This window comes from Rhizorhabdus argentea, from assembly GCF_037861105.1.
Classification (GTDB): Bacteria; Pseudomonadota; Alphaproteobacteria; order Sphingomonadales; family Sphingomonadaceae; genus Rhizorhabdus; species Rhizorhabdus argentea.
This window is the reverse complement of sequence record NZ_JBANFK010000002.1, coordinates 126093-144597: the sequence shown is the minus strand read 5'-3', so window position 1 is coordinate 144597 and position 18505 is coordinate 126093. Positions and strand designations below refer to the sequence as shown.

General features: G+C 63.7%; 13 protein-coding genes. 10 read left to right on the top strand and 3 right to left on the bottom strand.

Annotation, left to right across the window (positions count from 1 at the left end; all coding sequences use genetic code 11):
* The first annotated feature begins 11 nt into the window (after window positions 1-11).
* The 3 genes from AAC645_RS02170 to AAC645_RS02160 are packed head-to-tail and all read left to right on the top strand — an operon-like array spanning window position 12 to window position 4173.
* Window positions 12-1478 (top strand): efflux transporter outer membrane subunit, encoded by a 1467-nt coding sequence (locus AAC645_RS02170; protein ID WP_340313496.1) that lies wholly within the window; start codon window positions 12-14, stop codon window positions 1476-1478.
* The gene (locus AAC645_RS02165) at window positions 1471-2637 is read left to right on the top strand and encodes an HlyD family secretion protein (protein WP_340313494.1); all 1167 of its coding nucleotides are present in this window, start codon (window positions 1471-1473) and stop codon (window positions 2635-2637) included. Before AAC645_RS02170 ends, AAC645_RS02165 begins: the two co-directional genes overlap by 8 nt.
* A 6-nt stretch (window positions 2638-2643) precedes the next feature.
* A complete protein-coding gene (locus AAC645_RS02160) occupies window positions 2644-4173 on the top strand; it encodes a DHA2 family efflux MFS transporter permease subunit (RefSeq protein ID WP_340313492.1) in 1530 nt (509 codons plus the stop codon).
* Window positions 4174-4206: 33 nt separating this feature from the next.
* Here the strand turns inward: AAC645_RS02160 and lon are convergent, their stop codons facing one another.
* Window positions 4207-6591: an endopeptidase La gene (gene lon / locus AAC645_RS02155; RefSeq protein WP_340313490.1), complete on the bottom strand. Its 2385-nt coding sequence runs from the start codon at window positions 6589-6591 to the stop codon at window positions 4207-4209.
* Complete coding sequence (locus tag AAC645_RS02150) at window positions 6588-7007, bottom strand: Hsp20/alpha crystallin family protein (protein ID WP_340313488.1); 420 nt, start codon at window positions 7005-7007, stop codon at window positions 6588-6590. Before AAC645_RS02150 ends, lon begins: the two co-directional genes overlap by 4 nt.
* Window positions 7008-7352: 345 nt before the next feature.
* Between AAC645_RS02150 and AAC645_RS02145 the strand changes: the two genes are divergently transcribed.
* The 5 genes from AAC645_RS02145 (at window position 7353) to AAC645_RS02125 (ending at window position 11619) form a co-directional block, all read left to right on the top strand.
* Window positions 7353-7739, top strand: coding sequence for a response regulator (locus AAC645_RS02145; RefSeq protein ID WP_340313487.1), 387 nt, complete (start codon window positions 7353-7355; stop codon window positions 7737-7739).
* A 125-nt stretch (window positions 7740-7864) separates the two neighbouring features.
* Window positions 7865-8893: an alpha/beta fold hydrolase gene (locus AAC645_RS02140; RefSeq protein ID WP_340313486.1), complete on the top strand. Its 1029-nt coding sequence runs from the start codon at window positions 7865-7867 to the stop codon at window positions 8891-8893.
* 166 nt (window positions 8894-9059) lie between these two features.
* The gene (locus tag AAC645_RS02135) at window positions 9060-9716 is read left to right on the top strand and encodes a methyltransferase domain-containing protein (RefSeq protein WP_340313686.1); all 657 of its coding nucleotides are present in this window, start codon (window positions 9060-9062) and stop codon (window positions 9714-9716) included.
* 42 nt (window positions 9717-9758) lie between these two features.
* Window positions 9759-10589 carry a class I SAM-dependent methyltransferase gene (locus AAC645_RS02130; RefSeq protein WP_340313484.1) on the top strand — a complete coding sequence of 277 codons (831 nt, stop codon included), beginning with the start codon at window positions 9759-9761 and terminating at the stop codon, window positions 10587-10589.
* A gap of 250 nt (window positions 10590-10839) precedes the next feature.
* Window positions 10840-11619 (top strand): SDR family oxidoreductase, encoded by a 780-nt coding sequence (locus tag AAC645_RS02125; RefSeq protein ID WP_340313482.1) that lies wholly within the window; start codon window positions 10840-10842, stop codon window positions 11617-11619.
* A gap of 511 nt (window positions 11620-12130) precedes the next feature.
* Here AAC645_RS02125 and AAC645_RS02120 read toward each other — a convergent pair.
* Window positions 12131-12430, bottom strand: coding sequence for a hypothetical protein (locus tag AAC645_RS02120; RefSeq protein WP_340313480.1), 300 nt, complete (start codon window positions 12428-12430; stop codon window positions 12131-12133).
* On the opposite strand from AAC645_RS02120, the gene AAC645_RS02115 reads away from it, so the two are divergent.
* A complete protein-coding gene (locus AAC645_RS02115; RefSeq protein WP_340313478.1) occupies window positions 12417-14723 on the top strand; it encodes a TonB-dependent receptor in 2307 nt (768 codons plus the stop codon). The genes AAC645_RS02120 and AAC645_RS02115 overlap by 14 nt on opposite strands.
* Before the next feature lie 222 nt (window positions 14724-14945).
* Complete coding sequence (car, locus tag AAC645_RS02110; RefSeq protein WP_340313476.1) at window positions 14946-18497, top strand: carboxylic acid reductase; 3552 nt, start codon at window positions 14946-14948, stop codon at window positions 18495-18497.
* The last annotated feature ends 8 nt before the right edge of the window (window positions 18498-18505 follow it).

The following is an 18505-nucleotide window of genomic DNA, read 5'->3' as shown; positions in this document are numbered from 1 at the left end:
ACGGTTTTTATATGCATTCGATTCGGTTCTCGATGTCCGGCCTAACCGTTGCCGCCGTGATGGCGGCTTCCCTTACGGCATGCGCGGCAACGCCAAATCTGGGGGCCAGCCCTCAAATCCGCTCGACGGCGACCGTGGCCGCCGAGCGGAGCTTGGCGGCTCCTGCTTCCGCTGACTGGCCAGGCGATGACTGGTGGACAAGCTATGGCGACGTTCAGCTTGCCCAACTCATCGATGAGGGCCTCCGAGGGTCCCCCGATGCCGCCGCCGCCGCCGCGCGGTTCCGCCGCGCCGAGGGTTTGGCACAGGCAGCCGGAGCCTCTCTGCTCCCAGCGCTCGATGCGCAGGGCACGGTCGGCGTGGAAAAACAGAGTTACCATCGCGGCATTCCGCCCAGCTTCGTGCCGCGCGGCTGGAAGGACACCGGACAGGCGGCTCTGAATTTTTCGTTCGACCTGGATCTTTGGGGCCGCAACCGCGCTGCTCTAGCCGCAGCAACCTCCGATGCGGAAGCTGCCCGGGTCGAACAGAACCAGGCCCAACTGATGCTCACCACGGGCATTGCGGCGGCCTATGCGGATCTCGCGCGGCTCTACGCCGAACGCGACGTGCAGCTAGCCGCGATCGATCTGCGCCTAGCGACCCAGAGGCTGGTTTCCGATCGGGTCCGGATCGGGCTCGATACCAGGGCGGAGCTCAAGCAGGCGGATGCGAGCGTTCCGCAGGCGCGGGCCGATCTGGCCGAGATCGATGAGATGATCGCGCTGGGCCGCAATCAGCTCGCGGCCCTCGTCGGCGCCGGCCCGGACCGTGGGCTGACGATAGCCCGCCCCTCGCTCGCCAGCCTTCACCAACCCGGACTGCCCCCACAAGTCACCACCGATCTGATCGGCCGGCGACCGGACATTGCGGCGGCGCGGGCGCGAACCGAGGCTGCGGCGAGCCGGATCAAGGTGGCGCGCGCCGATTTCTATCCGGCGATCAGCCTGGGCGCGCTCATTGGCGTGCAATCGATCGGCCTGGAAAATCTTACCAAAGGCGGATCGCTCTTCGGCAATGCAGGGCCCGCCGTGAGCCTCCCGATCTTCCAGGGCGGCGCCTTGAGCGGCCGCTATCGCGACGCTCGCGCACGCTATGACGAGGCGGTCGCGGATTACGACAAGACCGTTATCGGCGCTTATCGCGAAGTCGCCGACGCCGTGACCAGCCAGCATGCGCTGGCCGACCGCCTCGCGCAGTCGCGCCAGGCGCTCGCCGACTCCGAGGAAGCCTATTTGATCGCCCGCAAACGCTACCAAGGCGGCCTCTCCGCGTACCTCGATGTGCTGACCGCCGAAGAGAAGGTATTGCAGGCGCGCCGTTCCGTCGCCAATCTCGGCGCCCGCGCATTTGCGCTCGACATAATGCTGGTCCGCGCGCTGGGCGGGGGCTTCACGACCACTACCGCACATCTTGCCAAGGACACGCCCAATGGCTGATGCCGATCCCGTAACCAAGCCTTCGGATGTCACGGCGCAGCAGCATGAAGACGCTGCCGGGGCGGCTCGACTGCAAGCGCGCAAAACCTGGCTCAAGCGGCTCGCGCTGGCCATCGCCGCGGCGGCCTTGCTCTTTGCGCTTTGGTACCTGCTGATCGGCCGCAACCATGTCAGCACCGACAACGCCTATGTGAATGCCGAAGTGGCCCAGGTGACGCCGCTGCTCTCAGCGCAGGTTCTTTCGGTTGCGGTCAGCGACACCCAGCCGGTGCGGCGCGGCGACATATTGGTGCGCCTGGACGACAGCAACAGCCGGATCGCCTATGCGCAGGCGGAGGCCGAGTTGGCGCGGGCCAGGCGCATGTTTCGCCAGGCCTCGGCCACCAGTTCGTCCCTCTCCGCACAAGTTGAAGCGCGCCGCGCCGATATTGCCAGCGCCGAGGCCAAGCTCGCTACCGCGCGGGCGGATTACGACAAGGCGCGCATCGATCTCGACCGGCGACTCGAACTCCAGCCGTCAGGCGCGGTGTCGGGGGAAGAACTGAGCAGCGCGCGCAAGGCGTTTGCTGCCGCAAGAGCCAATCTCGATGTTGCCCGCGCGGGCATCGCCCAGGCGCAATCGAGCCGCGGCGCCGCATCGGGCGAGCTCGCCGCCAACCAGGCCCTGGTGTCCGGCTCGACGATCGAAACCGATCCGATGGTTCTCGCCGCAAAGGCGAAGCTCGAGGCGGCGAAGCTGGATCTCGACCGCGCCGTCATCCGCGCACCAATCGATGGGATCGTCGCCCGCCGGCAGGTCCAGGTAGGCCAGCGCGTCGCGCAGGGGAGCTCGATCATGACGATCGTACCGCTGTCGAAGGTCTATGTCGAAGCGAACTTCAAGGAGCGGCAGCTGCGCCGCGTCAAGGCAGGCCAGCCGGCAACCCTGACGGCCGACATCTATGGCGGCGATGTCGAATATCATGGTCGCGTCGTCGGTTTCTCGGGCGGCACCGGCTCCGCCTTCGCTCTGATCCCGGCACAGAACGCGACGGGCAACTGGATCAAGGTCGTCCAGCGCGTACCGGTACGGATCCAGCTCGATCCCAAGGAACTCGCCGCGCACCCATTGCGGGTCGGACTGTCGATGGAAGCCGAAGTCGACGTCTCCGGCAACTGAGCATCCATGGCCGAGGCGGAAACATATAACCTGATTAGCGGGCGGCGCAGGCTCCTCGCGACCATCGCCTTGGCATCCGCCAATCTGATGGTCATCCTGGACCTGACCGTCGCGAACGTCTCGGTGCCGCACATTGCCGGCAATCTGGGCATATCGCCAAGCCAGGGCACATGGGTCATCACCTCCTATGCCGTCGCGGAAGCAATCAGCGTACCGTTGACCGGCTGGCTTGCCGGACGTTTCGGTGCGGTGCGAACGTTCGTGCTCGGTGTCATTGGGTTCGGCATCTTTTCGGTCCTTTGCGGCATGTCCGTGACGCTGGGTATGCTCGTGGTGTGCCGGATCGGGCAGGGATTATGTGGTGGTCCGCTAATGGCGCTCACGCAGACGCTGCTGATCCGACTTTATCCGCCTGAAAAGCGCGCCCAGGCGACCGGCCTCTGGGCGATGACCTCCTTCGTCGGGCCGGCTCTGGGCCCGATCTTGGGCGGCATGATCAGCGACAATCTGAGCTGGCACTGGATATTCTTCATCAACGTGCCGGTCGTGCTATTTTGCGCGATCACCGCCTACAAGCTCCTGCGGCCGCTGGAGACGCCAACCGCCAAACGGCGGATCGATGTAGTCGGACTGGCGCTGTTGATCGTCTGGATCGGCGCATTGCAGATCATGCTCGATATCGGACGCGAGCATGACTGGTTCGCCGACACGACGGTGATCGCCCTAGGGGTTGTCGCGGTTATTGGTTTCCTGGCGTTCGTCATCTGGGAGCTGACCGAAGAACACCCGATCGTCGACATCCGGATGTTCCGACACCGCGGGTTTACGGTGGGTTCGCTGACGCTCGCGATGGGTTTCAGCACCTATTTCGCAGGTATCGTCGTGATACCGCAATGGATGCAACTATCGCTCGGCTACACTGCCACCCGGGCCGGTTTGGCGACTGCGCTTACCGCCATGACAGGGATGTTCGTCGTACGCCTTGCTCCCATAGCCGCGAATAAGTTCGACCCGCGGATCATCCTGTCATGCGCTCTGGTCTGGATCGGTTTTGCCACACTGCTCAGGACCAACTGGACCAGCGGATCGGATTTTTGGACATTGGCGTCGCCGCAGATCGTCCTGGGTATGGCCCTGCCCTTCTTCATGGTGACGGTCATGACGGTGACGCTGGCTTCGGTGGCGCCAAATGAAGTGGCATCGGCCGCAGGACTACAGAACTTCATGCGGACCATAGCGCTGGCGGCGGCGACGTCTCTGACGATGACCTATTGGGATGATCAAGCCAGCGTGGCTGGAAGCGAACTGGCAGGCAAGATCAACGCCGATACGACCACAGCCGCGCTCGCGGCCGCAGGCTTCTCCCCCGAACAGATACGGATGACGCTGGCGCAGCTGGTGAGCAAGGAGGCGCTGACCCTCGCGACGGTCAAGGTGTTCCTGATAGCCGGGCTGACGTGTTGGATGATCGCGGTCTGGGTCTGGATGGCGCCGCGGCCCAAGGCAAAGGTTCCGGCCGGCGGCGGCGGACACTGACCGGACAAGGCTCATCGCGACCATAGTGGGCGATCAGGGATCAAGCCCCTGGGCCAGCGCATCCTCGACCTTCTCGAGCCAGATGAACTCCAGCTTCTCACGGGCATTTTGCGGGATGTCGTCATAGTCCCGGCGGTTGCGCGCCGGCAGCATGACCCGGGTAATGCCTGCGCCCGCCGCAGCGACGACCTTCTCCTTTATGCCGCCGACCGGCAGCACCAGCCCGCGCAGCGATATCTCGCCAGTCATCGCCGTATCGCTGCGCACCGTCTTGCCGGTCAGCAGCGAGGTCAGCGCCATGAACATCGCAACGCCGGCGCTCGGACCATCCTTCGGCGTGGCGCCGGCGGGAACATGGACATGAACGTCGCTCTTCTCGAACGATGCGGCATCTATGCCCAGCTCGTCGGCCCGGCTCTTGACCAGGCTGAGCGCGGCTTGCGCGCTTTCCTTCATCACGTCGCCGAGCTGCCCCGTCAGGATTAGCCGCCCCGAACCCGGCATGCGGCTCGCCTCGATGAACAGGATGTCGCCGCCTACCGGCGTCCAGGCCAGCCCGGTGGACACGCCCGGCACGCTGGTCCGCTGCGCGACCTCATTCTCGAACATATGCCCGCCGAGTATTTCGGTCACGTCGGCCTCGCCTAACGCGACATGGCTCGCGCTGCCTTCGGCGATCTCCACTGCGGCATGGCGGATCACCTTGCCGATCTCGCGCTCCAGATTTCGAACCCCCGCCTCACGGGTATAGTAGCGGATGATGGTGCTCAGCGCATTCCCGTCGATCTCGACCTGCCCGTCGGTCACGCCGTTCGCCTCGAGTTGGCGCCGCACGAGATACCGCTCGGCAATGTGGAGCTTCTCCTCCTGGGTGTAGCCGGCGAGCGAGATGATCTCCATGCGATCGCGCAGTGGGCCGGGGATGGTATCGAGCATGTTCGCGGTAGCGATGAAGACGACCCGGCTTAGGTCGAACGGAACGGCGAGGTAATTGTCCCGGAAACTGTTATTCTGTTCGGGATCGAGCACTTCGAGCATCGCCGAGGAAGGATCGCCCTGGATGCCGCGGCCGAGCTTGTCGATTTCGTCGAGCATCATCACGCAGTCGCGCGTACCCGCCTTGCGGATCGCCTGGATGATGTTGCCGGGCAACGCACCGATATAGGTGCGGCGGTGGCCGCGAATCTCCGCCTCGTCATGCACGCCTCCCAGACTCACGCGGATGAACTCGCGCCCCATCGCCTTGGCGATCGACTGGCCGAGCGAGGTCTTGCCCACGCCCGGGGGGCCGACGAAACACAGGATCGGCGCCTTGCCCTGCGGCGCCAGCTTGCGCACCGCGAGATATTCGACGATCCGGCGCTTGATCTTGTCGAGCCCGTAATGATCGGCATCAAGCTGCTCTCGCGCCTGGACGATGTCGATCGGCTTCGGATCGGGCGTCGCCCAGGGCAGCTCGGTCAACCAGTCGAGATAGGTGCGAACGATGCCATGTTCGGCCGCGCCGTCGGGCATTCGTTCGAGCCGGCGCAGCTCCTTCGTCGCCTGCTTCTCGATATCCTCCGGCATGCCAGCCTTGGCGATGGCGTCGCGGAGTTCGGCGATCTCGGCGGAATTGCCTTCGTCCTCGCCGAGCTGGCGCTGGATCTCGGCCATCTGCTCGCGCAGCAGATGCTCGCGCTGGCGACTGCCGAGCTTCTCTTGGACGCCGCGGCCGATCTCAGCGGACAGACGGAGTACTTCCAGACGCTGCGCCAGCAACGCCAGGACGCGATCGAGCCGCCTGTCGAGGGCGACCGTCTCCAGGATCTCCTGCTTTTCGTCGGTCGATATATCGAGATAGGCCGCCGTCATGTCGGCGAGCGACGCCGCCGACGCGATGTTCTGGATGGCGTCGCGCAGACCTTGCGGCGCCTGGGGGAGAAGCTGCACGGTTTCCAGCGCCTGGTTGCGCAGGTTAATGAACCGGGCCTCTATCTCCGCGCCTTTGGTCGGAGGCTCCTCGATCCGCTCGATCCGTGCGACCAGGAACGGCCAGCCGTGCAGGAACTCGATAACGCGAAAGCGAGACTCGCCCTGGACGATGAGGTGATTGGTTTCATCCGGGCCGGTGATGTAGCGCAGCACGTTCGCGACCGTGCCCATGCGGTGCATGTCGAGAGCGGTCGGATCCTGCAGCTCTGCATCGCGCTGGGTGAGGACGCCGACCGGCCGGCTCTCGCGCACCGCCGCCTGCGCGCCATTGATCGAGGCGGGGCGCCCGATAGTCAGCGGCATCACCACATCGGGGAACATCACGAAGTTGCGGACCGGCAAGATGATCATGGCGTCGGCCGGCAGATCCGGCATCACCGGCCGGTTTTCGACAGCTTCCCTGCCCGTCTGGTCGGGGGCCGTTCCTGTCAGGGCATCGGTCATCTGCGGCCTCCCCCATCTGCCTTGTGCAACGTCACCAGCAGGCAGCCATGGACGCTGGAGCGGCGCACGGCCTCATAGCGGCCGGAGGGCAGTGGGAGCCTGCGTTCGAAGCGCCCCTGCGGAAGTTCGAGGCGATGAATCTTCGCGGTGCGGAGTTCGGAGGGGAGGATGCGCGAGCCGCGCACGATCAGGATTCCATCCTCGATCACTGCCTCGGTCTGTTCGACATCGACGCCGGGCAATGCAACCAGCACCAGCACCTGTGTATCGGTTTCGAGCATGTCGGCGGGCGGCTCCCAACCGGGCGCACCGCCTGCCGATCGCACCGGCGCGAAGGATTGCTGGTGGAGGCGCTGGACGCGATCGATCAAGTCGACGGCGTCCGCCCACATCCAGTTGCGTGATCGACCGGTCATTCGCGGGTCCTCTCTGGGTGGCACGAAGCGGATCGCGCGAGCGATCCGGCCACTCTCCTCCTAAACAAGGAAACGGCCAGCGCTGATTTCAAGCCGCTACGGCGAGTGATACGCTTGGCGATCGTGACGGTTCCGGCAGTCACGGCGGCCTGGCCGCCTCGTCCGGCCGTGACGCTGGCCGTACGACTGCGCTGGTCGAGCCGCTTTCTGTCAGACCAAAAGACCGGGTCCAGACCTGGGCGCGATCACCGCCGCGCCTCGTGGCGTATCGAAAACCCACAGTATACAGCGACATATCTTCTGCTTATTGAGTATTTATCCGCAATGGGTTGGGGGGATCCGCGAATGGAACGGCCGGTCATCCTGGTTGTCGAAGACGAGAACATCATCCAGGCGGTCATCGAGGACGCACTGGTCGATGCCGGCTTTACAGTCCTGCTGGCAGGAAACGGCCCCGGTGCGATGAACGCATTGGAAAGCGACGCCCAGCCGGACGCGATCGTGACCGACATTCGGTTGGGGGGGGCGATCTCGGGCTGGGACATCGCGCGGCATGCGCGCGAACTGAGCCCGAACATCGGTGTGGTGTATATCAGCGCCGACAGCGGCGTCGAATGGCACTCCCACGGTGTACCCGGAAGCTTGTTCATCCAGAAGCCCTTCGCAGAAGCACAGATCGTCACCGGCGTGTCGACAGTGATCAACAACGCCAGCAGCACGCCCGTAAGCTGAAGCCAGCCTCATTTCGATAGCGGGCCGTCGTTCAACGGGAAGCGCGCAAAGGTGAACCGAGCGATCCGCGCGCCGGACCTCATGCTCGTTGTGAAACCCGCCGCGCCGCACAACGTTTGGACGCGATGAGCAGCAACGATGGAACGGCGTCTCCCAGCACCTCGCGCGCGCTGTGGATCGGTCTGGCGACAGGGGCCGCGGCGCTGTCGGCAGCGGCGCTATATAGTAGCGGGCGGGCGCGCAGGGCGGAACGGGAGACGCCGGCGATCGGCTCTTTCGTCACGGTCGACGATGTTCGCCTTCACTATATCGAAGCCGGTTCCGGCCCGCCGCTCGTCCTGCTGCACGGCAATGGCGCCACGGTGCAGGACTTCCTGCTCAGCGGGATCTTCGACGCGGCAGCGCAGAACTACCGTGTCATCGCCTTCGATCGGCCGGGGTTCGGCTATAGCGAGCGGCCGCGGTCGAAAGTGTGGAGCGCCGAGGCACAGGCCGATCTGCTCCACAAGGCGATCGGGATGCTCGGTGCAAGCCAGCCCATACTGCTAGGCCATAGCTGGGGCACGATGGTGGCGGTGGCGATGGCGCTGGCTCATCCGGGTGCAGTCTCTGCCCTTGTCCTGCTCTCGGGCTATTATTTTGCGACCCCGCGCGCCGATGTGCTTTTGTTCGGTCCTCCGGCGCTTCCGGTGGCGGGCGATGTGTTGCGCTATACACTGTCACCTCTGGCGGGCCGGGCGCTGGCGCCGACGCTGTTCAAGGCGGTATTCTCTCCGCGCGAGGTCCCCGATGTAATGGCCCATTGGCCACTGGGTCTGGCGCTGCGTCCTTCACAGATACGCGCGGCCGCAGCGGACGCCGCACTGATGGTGCCCGGTGCCTTGAGCATCAGCGAGCGATATGGAGAACTCGGCCTTCCGACCGTCATCCTGGCAGGAGATGGCGACAAGATTGCCAATTTCGATCGCCATTCAGCTGCGCTGCACGATGCCGTGCCGGGCAGCGAGCTGATCACGGTGAAGGGAGCGGGCCATATGGTCCATTATGCGGAGCCCGACACGGTGCTCGCAGCGATTGATCGCGCCCACCAGCTGGCGACGACGACCGCTCCGGCAGGCGAAGAGGTCATCGCGGCGGCGTCACCTTCCTTCTGACGGTCGGTATTCTCATGCATCGGAAAATGTGACGAGGCGCCGCAGCGTACCCGGCTTCCTGCTCGAAGCACCGCCAAAGAAGTGCTATAAGGCAGCACTGGCACAGCGGGCCTCAAGGAGAAGGAAGACGGACAGTCTCGCCATCCGCAGCCGCGCCGAAGAGCAGATGGATGCCGACGATCTCGACCCGGCAACCTATGCCACCGTGCTGCGCGATCTTGCCCGCGTAAACCGGCTGACCTTCACCGCACAGCCCACTCTGCGCTATCTCGCTCGCGCAACGGCGGGACTTGGCAGCTTCCGCCTGCTGGACGTCGGCTTCGGAGCCGGCGACATGCTGCGCGATGTAGGTCGCTGGGCGCGCAAGCGCGGCATCGGCGCTTCGCTCGTCGGTATCGACCTCAACCCGCGTAGCGCGGCAATCGCCCGCGCCGCCGACCAAACCGCCCTGGATATCCAGTATCTGACCGGCGATTATCACGATGTGCCCGGACCATTCGACTTCATCGTCAGCAGCCAGGTCACGCACCACATGACCGACGACCAGCTGCGCGAGTTCATCCGGCACATGGAGAAGCATTCGGCGCGCGGCTGGCTGATCAGCGATCTGCATCGTCATCGCTTTTCACATGCCGGCTTCCCGCTGCTCGCCCGCCTGATGCGGGTCCACCGGATCGTCCGGGAGGACGGCACTCTGTCGATAGCGCGGTCCTTTCGTCCCGCGGAGTGGCGGTCGATCCTTGCCGATGCGGGCATCTCCCTCGATCAGGTCAGTATCGTACGGCGCTTTCCGTTCCGGCTCTGCGTCGAACGTGTGCGGTGACGGCGGGGTGCAAGGCGTGCATCCAAGCGGCGGCGAGCCGACATGGTTCTGATCCTGCCGCGGCGCCCCTTCGCCGAAGCCGCGGTTGCCGATCATTATGACGAACTCGATCCGATTTACCGGGCGTTGTGGGGCGAGCATGTTCATCATGGGCTTTGGCGATCCGGACGGGAGACAACGACCGCCGCCGTCGAGGCAATGAGCGACGCGGTGGCCGACCGCCTCGCCTGCAGGCCGGGCGGGCATGTCGTCGACATCGGTTGCGGCTATGGGGCGACCGCGCGGCGGCTGGCAGGACAAGGTCTCCATGTAACCGGCTTCACGCTGTCCGCGGAGCAGGCCGCGCACGCCCCACCGACGCGCAACGTCACGCTCCATTGCCGCGATTGGCTGAATAACGGTTTGGCGTCCGGTTGCTTCGATGCGGCCTATGCGATCGAAAGCACCGAACATATGGCGGACAAGGCGACCTTCTTCAGCGAAGCCCACCGGGTCCTGCGGCCGGGCGGACGGCTGGTCGTCTGCGCATGGCTTTCCGCCGAGGCCCCCAAGCGCTGGCATGTCCGGCACCTTCTCGAGCCGATCTGCCTGGAGGGGCGGCTGCCGTCGATGGGCAGCCGGTCGCACTATCTCGATCTCGCCGCACAAGCCGGCTTCACCTGCGATGAAGATCAGGATCTGAGCGCACAGGTGGCCAGGACCTGGACGATATGCCTGCAGCGCCTGCTCCGCGCGATGATGACCGATCCGGCCACGCGCACTCGGGTGCTGCGGGCACGGAACCGCCTTTTCGCGCTGAGCCTGCCGCGCCTCATCCTGGCCTATCGTACAGGCGCGATGCGCTATGGTATGTTCACCTTCGTCGCGGCGTAGCGCCCTTCCCTGCCGGCGTTAGCGCGGCGACCAAAGCGTATGGCCGTCGCGAGCGAACAGCGGCTGGCTGAGGAGCATTACGGACTCGGTGCCTGCCTGTCAGATCGTCCAGCAAACGGTGCCGCCTGTCCAATCCGGGCGGTGCGGCCATCCGCCGGGTTGCGACCGGCGGCGCAGATTCGCATGGTCGAGCCGCAGGGACGGGTGAAGCCTCTCCCAGAAGAAAACAGCTAAAGGAGATGAAGCAGCCATGACGTCCTTAAAGGGAAAGGCCGCAATCGTTACTGGTGCGTCGAGCGGAATCGGCCGCTCAGTCGCGATCGAGCTTGCCCGCGCCGGCGCAGATCTCTGGCTGGTCGGCCGGTCCGCCGACGAACTCGCCATAACCGCCCAGATGATCGCGGATGCCGGCGGCCCCGCCGCGACCAGCGTCCCGCTCGACCTGCGCAGTCGGGGCGGGCTGAGCAAACTGGTTGCCGATGTCGCCGCGCAGCACCCGCACCTCTTCGCGCTCGTGAACAATGCCGGGCTCATGCACCCTGAGCCGATCATGCAGGGAACCGTGGACCGTTGGCAGGCCATGCTCGACGTCAATGTGATGGCAACGCTCGAGGGCTCCAAGGCGGCGGTCGAAGCGATGCGTGCGCATGGCCAACCCGGACATATTCTGAACGTGGGCTCGATTGCCGGGCGTTGGGAAGAACCGGGCGTGTATGGCGCGACCAAGAAGATGGTGGAGTCGATCGGCGCCAGCCTGCGGCGGGAAACCGAACGGGACGACATCAGGGTCACGACCATCATTCCGGGCGGGTTTGCGACCCAGCTAGCGCGAGGCTTCGACCCCGAGCAGTTGGCAGCAGTGACGAGTAGTTTCGAGCGCCTCGGCATCGCAAATGACGCGCAGAGCTTTGCAAAGGTGATGGGTGACCCGCAGCACATCGCCAAGGTGATCCGCTATGTGCTGGAACAGCCCATCGAAATCAATTTCCAGGAGATCCTGATCCGACCTCCAATCGACACGAAGCTCTGAACGCGATCGGGTTCGCTCTGCTCACGATCCTGAGCGCATTTATGCGCTGGTGATCGGGTCAGGCGTGGCGTTGCCGAGTGTCATACCCTCATCCACACCGGTCGCGAGGTGGTTCGCGACCGGACGGGGGCGCACGCTCGGCTTCGTTGACATGCCGGTGTTCTTATCGGTGTTCCGCCCGTCAGCGCGCTGATCCTCGCCAGATTCTGCCCCGCCCCTTGGCGGGCTTCCTCTTCGACCGCACCGGAGACTATGGACTGCCCTTCGGCATCGGCGCCGGCACCTTATTACGTGGGCGTACTGCTCCTCGTTCATCGCCCCACATATGCTACAGGCAAGATAAGACGATCGGCATCATGTTGTGGACGATCGGCTGCCGCCAAAACATCCCGCCATCTAGACGGTGCACCAGCTTACTATACGATCCGATATCATAATGATCTCTCCGGTAGACCGGCGGAGACAAGTGTAGGGTCAAAAGACCTTGGGGGGTGATGTGGATGATTGTGCGTTACCGCTCGCCCTTAGCATGCTCGACTGTCGCCACAGCGGCGGCTTTGACATTGATCAAGTGAATCCTGTGTAGACCTATGGATCGTTCGAGAGTTCGAACAGATCCCAGGCGCGTATCCAAATATAAAAACGTACCTTGGGAGAGTGAAATGAAGAAATCGACACGGATCAGGCTTCTTTGCGCCAGCGCCACCATATTGATCGGCCAATCGCCGGTGATGGCGCAAGCGACCGGCGAGCCAATGACGGCTCCGGCGTCATCAGCAAGAGCAGCGTCGGATGAAATGGGCGACATCATCGTCACCGCCCGCCTCCGCAACGAATCTTCGATCGCGACGCCTGTGACGATCAGCGCATTGGGCAGAGAGGAGATTTCGCGGCGCGGGATCAGCAATTTCGATGCACTTGCCCGCGCGGTCCCCTCACTGCTCGTCGGCGAAGGCGGCGGCACCGTGCAGGGTGGCATCATCGCCATTCGCGGCCTGGCCGGGGCAGACTCCAACCCCTTGGGCGACCAGGCGGTTTCGTTCAGCATCGATGGCGTCCAGGTGGCGCGCGCCTCGATCCGCCGCCTTAGTGAGATCGACATCGCGCAGGTCGAGGTCCTGAAGGGCCCGCAGGCACTGTTCTTCGGCAAGAACAGCCCGGCAGGAATCATCTCTGTCCGCACGGGTGATCCCACGGCACAGCTCGAGGCGAAGCTGTCTTCCGGCTATGAGATCAACGCGCGCGAGTGGCGGACCGAAGGCTATGTCTCCACGCCGCTGACCGAAACGCTCGGGCTGCGCGTGGCTGGCTTCTACGACACCATGCAGGGCTGGGCAAAGAACACGGCTCCCCAGACGGGCGCGGGTATCTTCGGACACAATAAGCGCTCTCCGGATCAACGGGAATATGCCGCGCGCGGCACGCTGAAGTGGGAACCCAGCGACGCGTTCGACGCCAAGCTTAAATACACCTATGCGGACGTCCGCTCCAACGGCTCGACCGCCAACGTGCAGGTCGTGAATTGCCCGAGGGGTGTCTCGCAGGGCAACGGGCCGCTCGAGGATTGTACCGCCGACGACCACGTCCAGACCGGCGATGTGGGGCCTAATTTTGCGGCGGCCGATCCGCGTTTCGGCAATGGGCAAACCAGATTGCACCAGACGCAGCAACTCGGCGGGCTGGAACTCAACTATAAGATCAGCGACGCATTCAAGCTCACGTCCATCACGGGCCTGTACAAGCTTCGGCTGCGTAATCTCGGCAACTTTACCTCCAACTATCTTGAAACGGGCGCTCTGCCGAAGCAGCTGCTTCCCGCCTATAACTTCCTCGATCTCCGCGAGATTACCGAGGAGATGCGGCTGAGCACCAGCTTCGACGGCCCGGTCAACTTTCTGCTTGGCGGCCTATACCAGGACACGCATGGTGAAAATGGCTCCGTCACCTACCGCAATGCATTTACCCCGACCTTCGTGAACAATTATCGGTTGGTCCAGAACGGAACCGCCATGTCCATCTATGCGCAGGCGCAGATCCTGCTGCTGCCGACGTTGGAACTGTCGGGCGGTGGGCGCTATTCTTACGAACGCAAGAAACTGCCGGTGTTCTCGACCGCCACCGCGCTCGACCCCCGCACGCTGCGCCAGATCAACGGGGTCGATCGGGACATCAACTTCAATAATCTGTCACCCGAGTTCACCATCTCGTTCCGTCCGACGTCGCGCTTCACCCTGTACGGATCGTACAAGGAAGGCTTCCTGTCCGGCGGATACAACTCGGTCGCACCGGTCCTGGTCAGCTCGACTCCAGACGCCAATGGTCGCTACACGACGCTGCAGAATCCATCCTATGACCAGCAGCTGATCCGTGGCTTCGAAGCAGGCCTCAAGACCGCGCTGTTCGACAACACCCTGCGGCTCAACCTCGCGGCCTACAACTATAAGACGAGCGGCCTTCAGGTGTCGGTGACGGTCCAGGGCACGCAACAGGAACTCCGCAATGCGGGCTCGGTACGGACCCGCGGTGTCGAGGCGGACTTCAATTATCGGACGCCTGTTGCCGGTCTCACCATCAATGGTGCGGTCAACTATAATGATGGAAAATATACCGACTATCAGGCGAGCTGCTATCGTGGCCAATCCTCCCTCACCTGCTTCAATCAGCTGAACCGGGTCACCGGACAGATTGCCCTGCTGCAGGATCTGAGCGGCACCGAACTGGTCCGCGCACCTAAGTGGACCGGCAACCTCGGCTTCAACTTCGAGACTCCGCTTTCCAACACGCTCAAGCTTGGGCTTAGCGGCAACGGGAGCCATTCGGACGGTTACTTCGGCGATTCAATCAGTTCGCCAGGCGCTCGCCAGAAGGGTTACGAGCTGTTCGATGCATCGGTGCGGGTTTCGACCAGCGACGATCGCTTCGAACTCGCTTTGATCGGCCGCAACCTTACCGACAAATACTACTTCGTGCGTGCCACCGATCTGCCATTCACCGGTTCCACACCTGGGGCAGCGCCGACCGGCGGAGTGCTCGGCGATACCGGTGCCCATGTCAGCCGCGGGCGCGAAATCATGCTCCGTGCAACGGTCGCCTTCGGCCAGTGAGTATGCTGGAGCCGCCGCGTCGCTTCGGCATCGCGGCGGCTCCCGCTCCCAGACATCGGGCCGGAGTTTCAGCCTAGTGTCGAAGACGGATTGTCGCAAAGATGATGCCGCCGAGGCTGGGCCTGCCCACTCCCAGAAGATATGATCCTACCTGTAGACAAGAATCATCGCGAACAAGATCGTCACGCCATGAAGCAAGTCGATCGCAGTTAGGATCAAGAGATGACTAAAGGATTCGACCAGCAGCCCTTCATGGAAGCGGGAGCGGAACGGCTACGCCAGCTGGTGAAGAACGATCCCGAGATCGCGGCGCGGGTGCCTGACGAGGCGGTAACGCGATCGATAAAGGAACCTGGCATTTCCTATCGCGAGCTCATCCGGAGAGTCGTGACTGGCTATGCGGATCGCGAGGCGATGGGCACACGGCGTCATGAGGTGGTGTCCGACAGCACAGGTCGGAACGTTCGCCGCTACATGCCCAGCTTCGCGACCATCACCTACAAGGAACTGGAAAGCCGCCTGGAGGCGATCGCCAGCTTCTGGCACCATCATCCCGAGCATCGCGTCGCGCCCGGGGAACGGGTCGTCTTCATCGCGTTCACCGGCGCTCAGATGGCTACGGTCGATCTCGCGCTGAATTATGCGCTGGGCGTCTCGGTGCCCTTGCAAGCCAATCTGCAGGCCGTGGACATGCGGGAGATCCTTTCCGATACCGCGCCTGTCACGATCGCCGCGACGATCGACAATCTAGAGCTCGCGACGGGTTACGCACTGGAACAGGCGAGCGTCCGGAGCATGATCCTGCTCGACTATGACGAGCGGGTCGATGACGAGCGGGAAGCGCTGACGGCCGCCCGTGCCAGATTGGCGGAAGCCGGAGGGCGCGTCGCGCTCATCACCTTCGAAGATGCCGTTGGCTATGGCCGAGCTCATCGCTGGGAGCCGCTGCCGGAGCCGACAGCCGGCCCGGATCATGTATCGATGATCATGTACACGTCCGGAAGCACCGGAGCGCCCAAGGGCGCGATCATCCATGACGCGATCAGCAGCCAGTTCTGGAACGAGACCGTCTCCGTATTCGCTCCTTCGGTATGTCTCGCTTACGCGCCGCTCAATCATTTCATGGGCCGGAACACGGTCCATTCGACGCTCGCGCAGGGCGGCACCGTGAACTTCACCGTGAAGAGCGACATGTCGACCCTGTTCGAGGATTTCCGCCTCACCCGGCCGACGCTCATTCTCTTCATCCCGCGTGTATGCGAGCTCATCTACCAGCATTACCAGTCGGAGGTGCAGCGTCGCATTGCCGCAGGCGAGCCTGCCGATGTGGCGGACGCCGCGGTGAGGGCGCAGATGCGCGCCAACTACTTGGGCGACAGGCTGTGTGGCGGTGGGGTCGGCAGCTCGCCGACTGCACCGGAAGTGCGCAGATTCATTGTCGAGTGCTTCAATATCCCGCTGGTCGATGGATATGGCTGCACCGAAGCGGGCGCGTCCGCCATGACGTTTCATAACAAGCTGACCAAAGGAATGATCACGGAGTTCAAGCTCGTCGATGTTCCCGAGCTGGGATATTACACCACGGATCGCCCATTCCCGCGCGGCGAGCTCTACGTGAAGACGACGAAGATGTTCCAGGGCTATTTCAAACGGCCCGAGGCGACCGCCGCGGTCTTTTCCGAAGACGGATTTCTGAAGACCGGCGACATCATGGAGCAGCGGGGACCGGACGAGATCGCCTGGGTCGATCGCCGCAACAACGTCATCAAGCTCAGCCAGGCGGAGTTCGTCGCGGTCGGTCCGCTCGAGACCACCTATCTCGGCAACAGCGCGCTGATCAGCCAGATTTTCCTCTATGGCAGTGCCTATCGGTCCTATCTGCTTGCCGTCGTGGTACCCGACATTGCTCTCGCGACCGCGCAGATCGGCCATGAACCCTCCGACGCGGAACTCCGCACGCTGGTTCTCCAGGAGATGAAGGAAGCCGCGCGCAAGGCGCAGCTGAAGAACTTCGAAATACCGCGCGACGTTCTGATCGAGAGGGAACCATTTTCGTTGGAGAACGGGCTGCTGTCGAGTGCGCGCAAGCCGCTCCGGCCGAACCTGAAGCGCACCTATGCCGACAGGCTGGAGGCGATGTACGAAGCGATGGATCGCCAGCAGCAGACCGAACTTGCGCGCCTGCGCCAGGATGGCACCGGTTCGATGGTCGAGCGCGTGGCTGGCGCGTTCGTCGCCAATCTCGGCCTGCCCGAGCTCGATCCCCAGGAAAATCGCAGCTATGGCGACCTCGGCGGTGACTCGCTCGGCGCCGTGGGCCTTTCGCTGCTGCTCGAGGAGATGTTCGGCGTAACGATCCCGGTGAGCAATATCCTGCATCCGGCGGCGAGCGCGGCCTGGCTGGCGGAGCACATCGAGCGCGCGATGAGCGGCAAGGGCGTCGATTTCGCCCAGGTTCATACCGATCCCAAGCAGCTCCGCGCGTCCGATCTTGCGCTCTACAAGTTCCTCGACGAAGCGACGCTGACCGCGGCTTCGACGGCCCGCCCCCCCGCCGAGCTCGCACGCACGGTCCTGGTTACGGGCGCCAACGGCTTCCTCGGGCGGTTCCTGTGTCTCGAATGGCTGGAGCATGCCGCAAGACACGGCGGCAAGGTGATATGCATCGGGCGTGGCGCCGACACCGAAGCCGCCTATCAGCGGATCGCCGCTGCCTTCGACAAGGGCGACCCGCGGCTGCTGGAACGCTTCCGGCTGCTGGCCGCCGAGCATCTCGAGACGGTGTGCGGGGATCTCGCCGAACCGGGCCTTGGCCTCGACAAGGCGACTTTCGACCGGCTGGCGTCCGAAGTGGACCATATCGTCCATCCGGCCGCGTTCGTGAACCACCGGCTGTCCTACCGGAGCCTCTTCGAACCCAATGTCGTCGGCACCGCCGAACTCATCCGGCTGGCGCTGACCGAGCGGCAGAAGCGGTTCGACTTCGTATCGACGGTCGGCGTTCCCTTCCTGCTGCCCCAGCTGACGACCGCTCCCGAAGCCACGGACGTACGCGACGCGTCGGGGCCCATCGAAGTGATCGAAGGCTATGCCTTCGGTTATGGTGCCAGCAAATGGGCCGGCGAGGTGCTCCTGCGCGAGGCGCATGCGCTGTTCGGCCTCCCAGTGACCGTGTTCCGTCCCAACATGATCATGCCGCACTCGATCTATGCCGGGCAATATAACGATACCGACATGATGACCCGCCTTCTCTATTCGGTGGTCAAGACCGGCGTCGCGCCGACCACCTTTTACGAACGAGACGGATCGGGCAGGCCTCCCCACGCCCATTATGATGGGATGCCCGTCGACTTCATTGCATCGGCAATGCAGCAGATCGGGTCACGGCCCTATTCGGGCTTCCACAGCTTCAACATGGTCAACCACCACGATGACGGCGCCTCGCTGGACTCGTTCGTCGACTGGATCGCGTCCAAGGGATATCCGGTAGCGAGAGTCGATGATCATGATGACTGGATGCAGCGCTTCGAGAGCAAGCTCCGCAATCTTCCCGAAGCCGAGCGCCAGGTCAGTTCGCTGAACATACTGGAGCACTTCGCCCACCCACATTCGGCCGCACCGAGCCCGCTGAAGAGCGATGACTTCGTGGCCGCCATCGCCAGCCTTTCACCGGCGCGGGCGATCCCGCATCTGACCGAAGCCTATATTCACAAATATCTCGACGACATGGAGGCCCGCGGCCTGCTCCGGGCGGTGGAGACCGAAGCCGCTTGAGGTGCGGC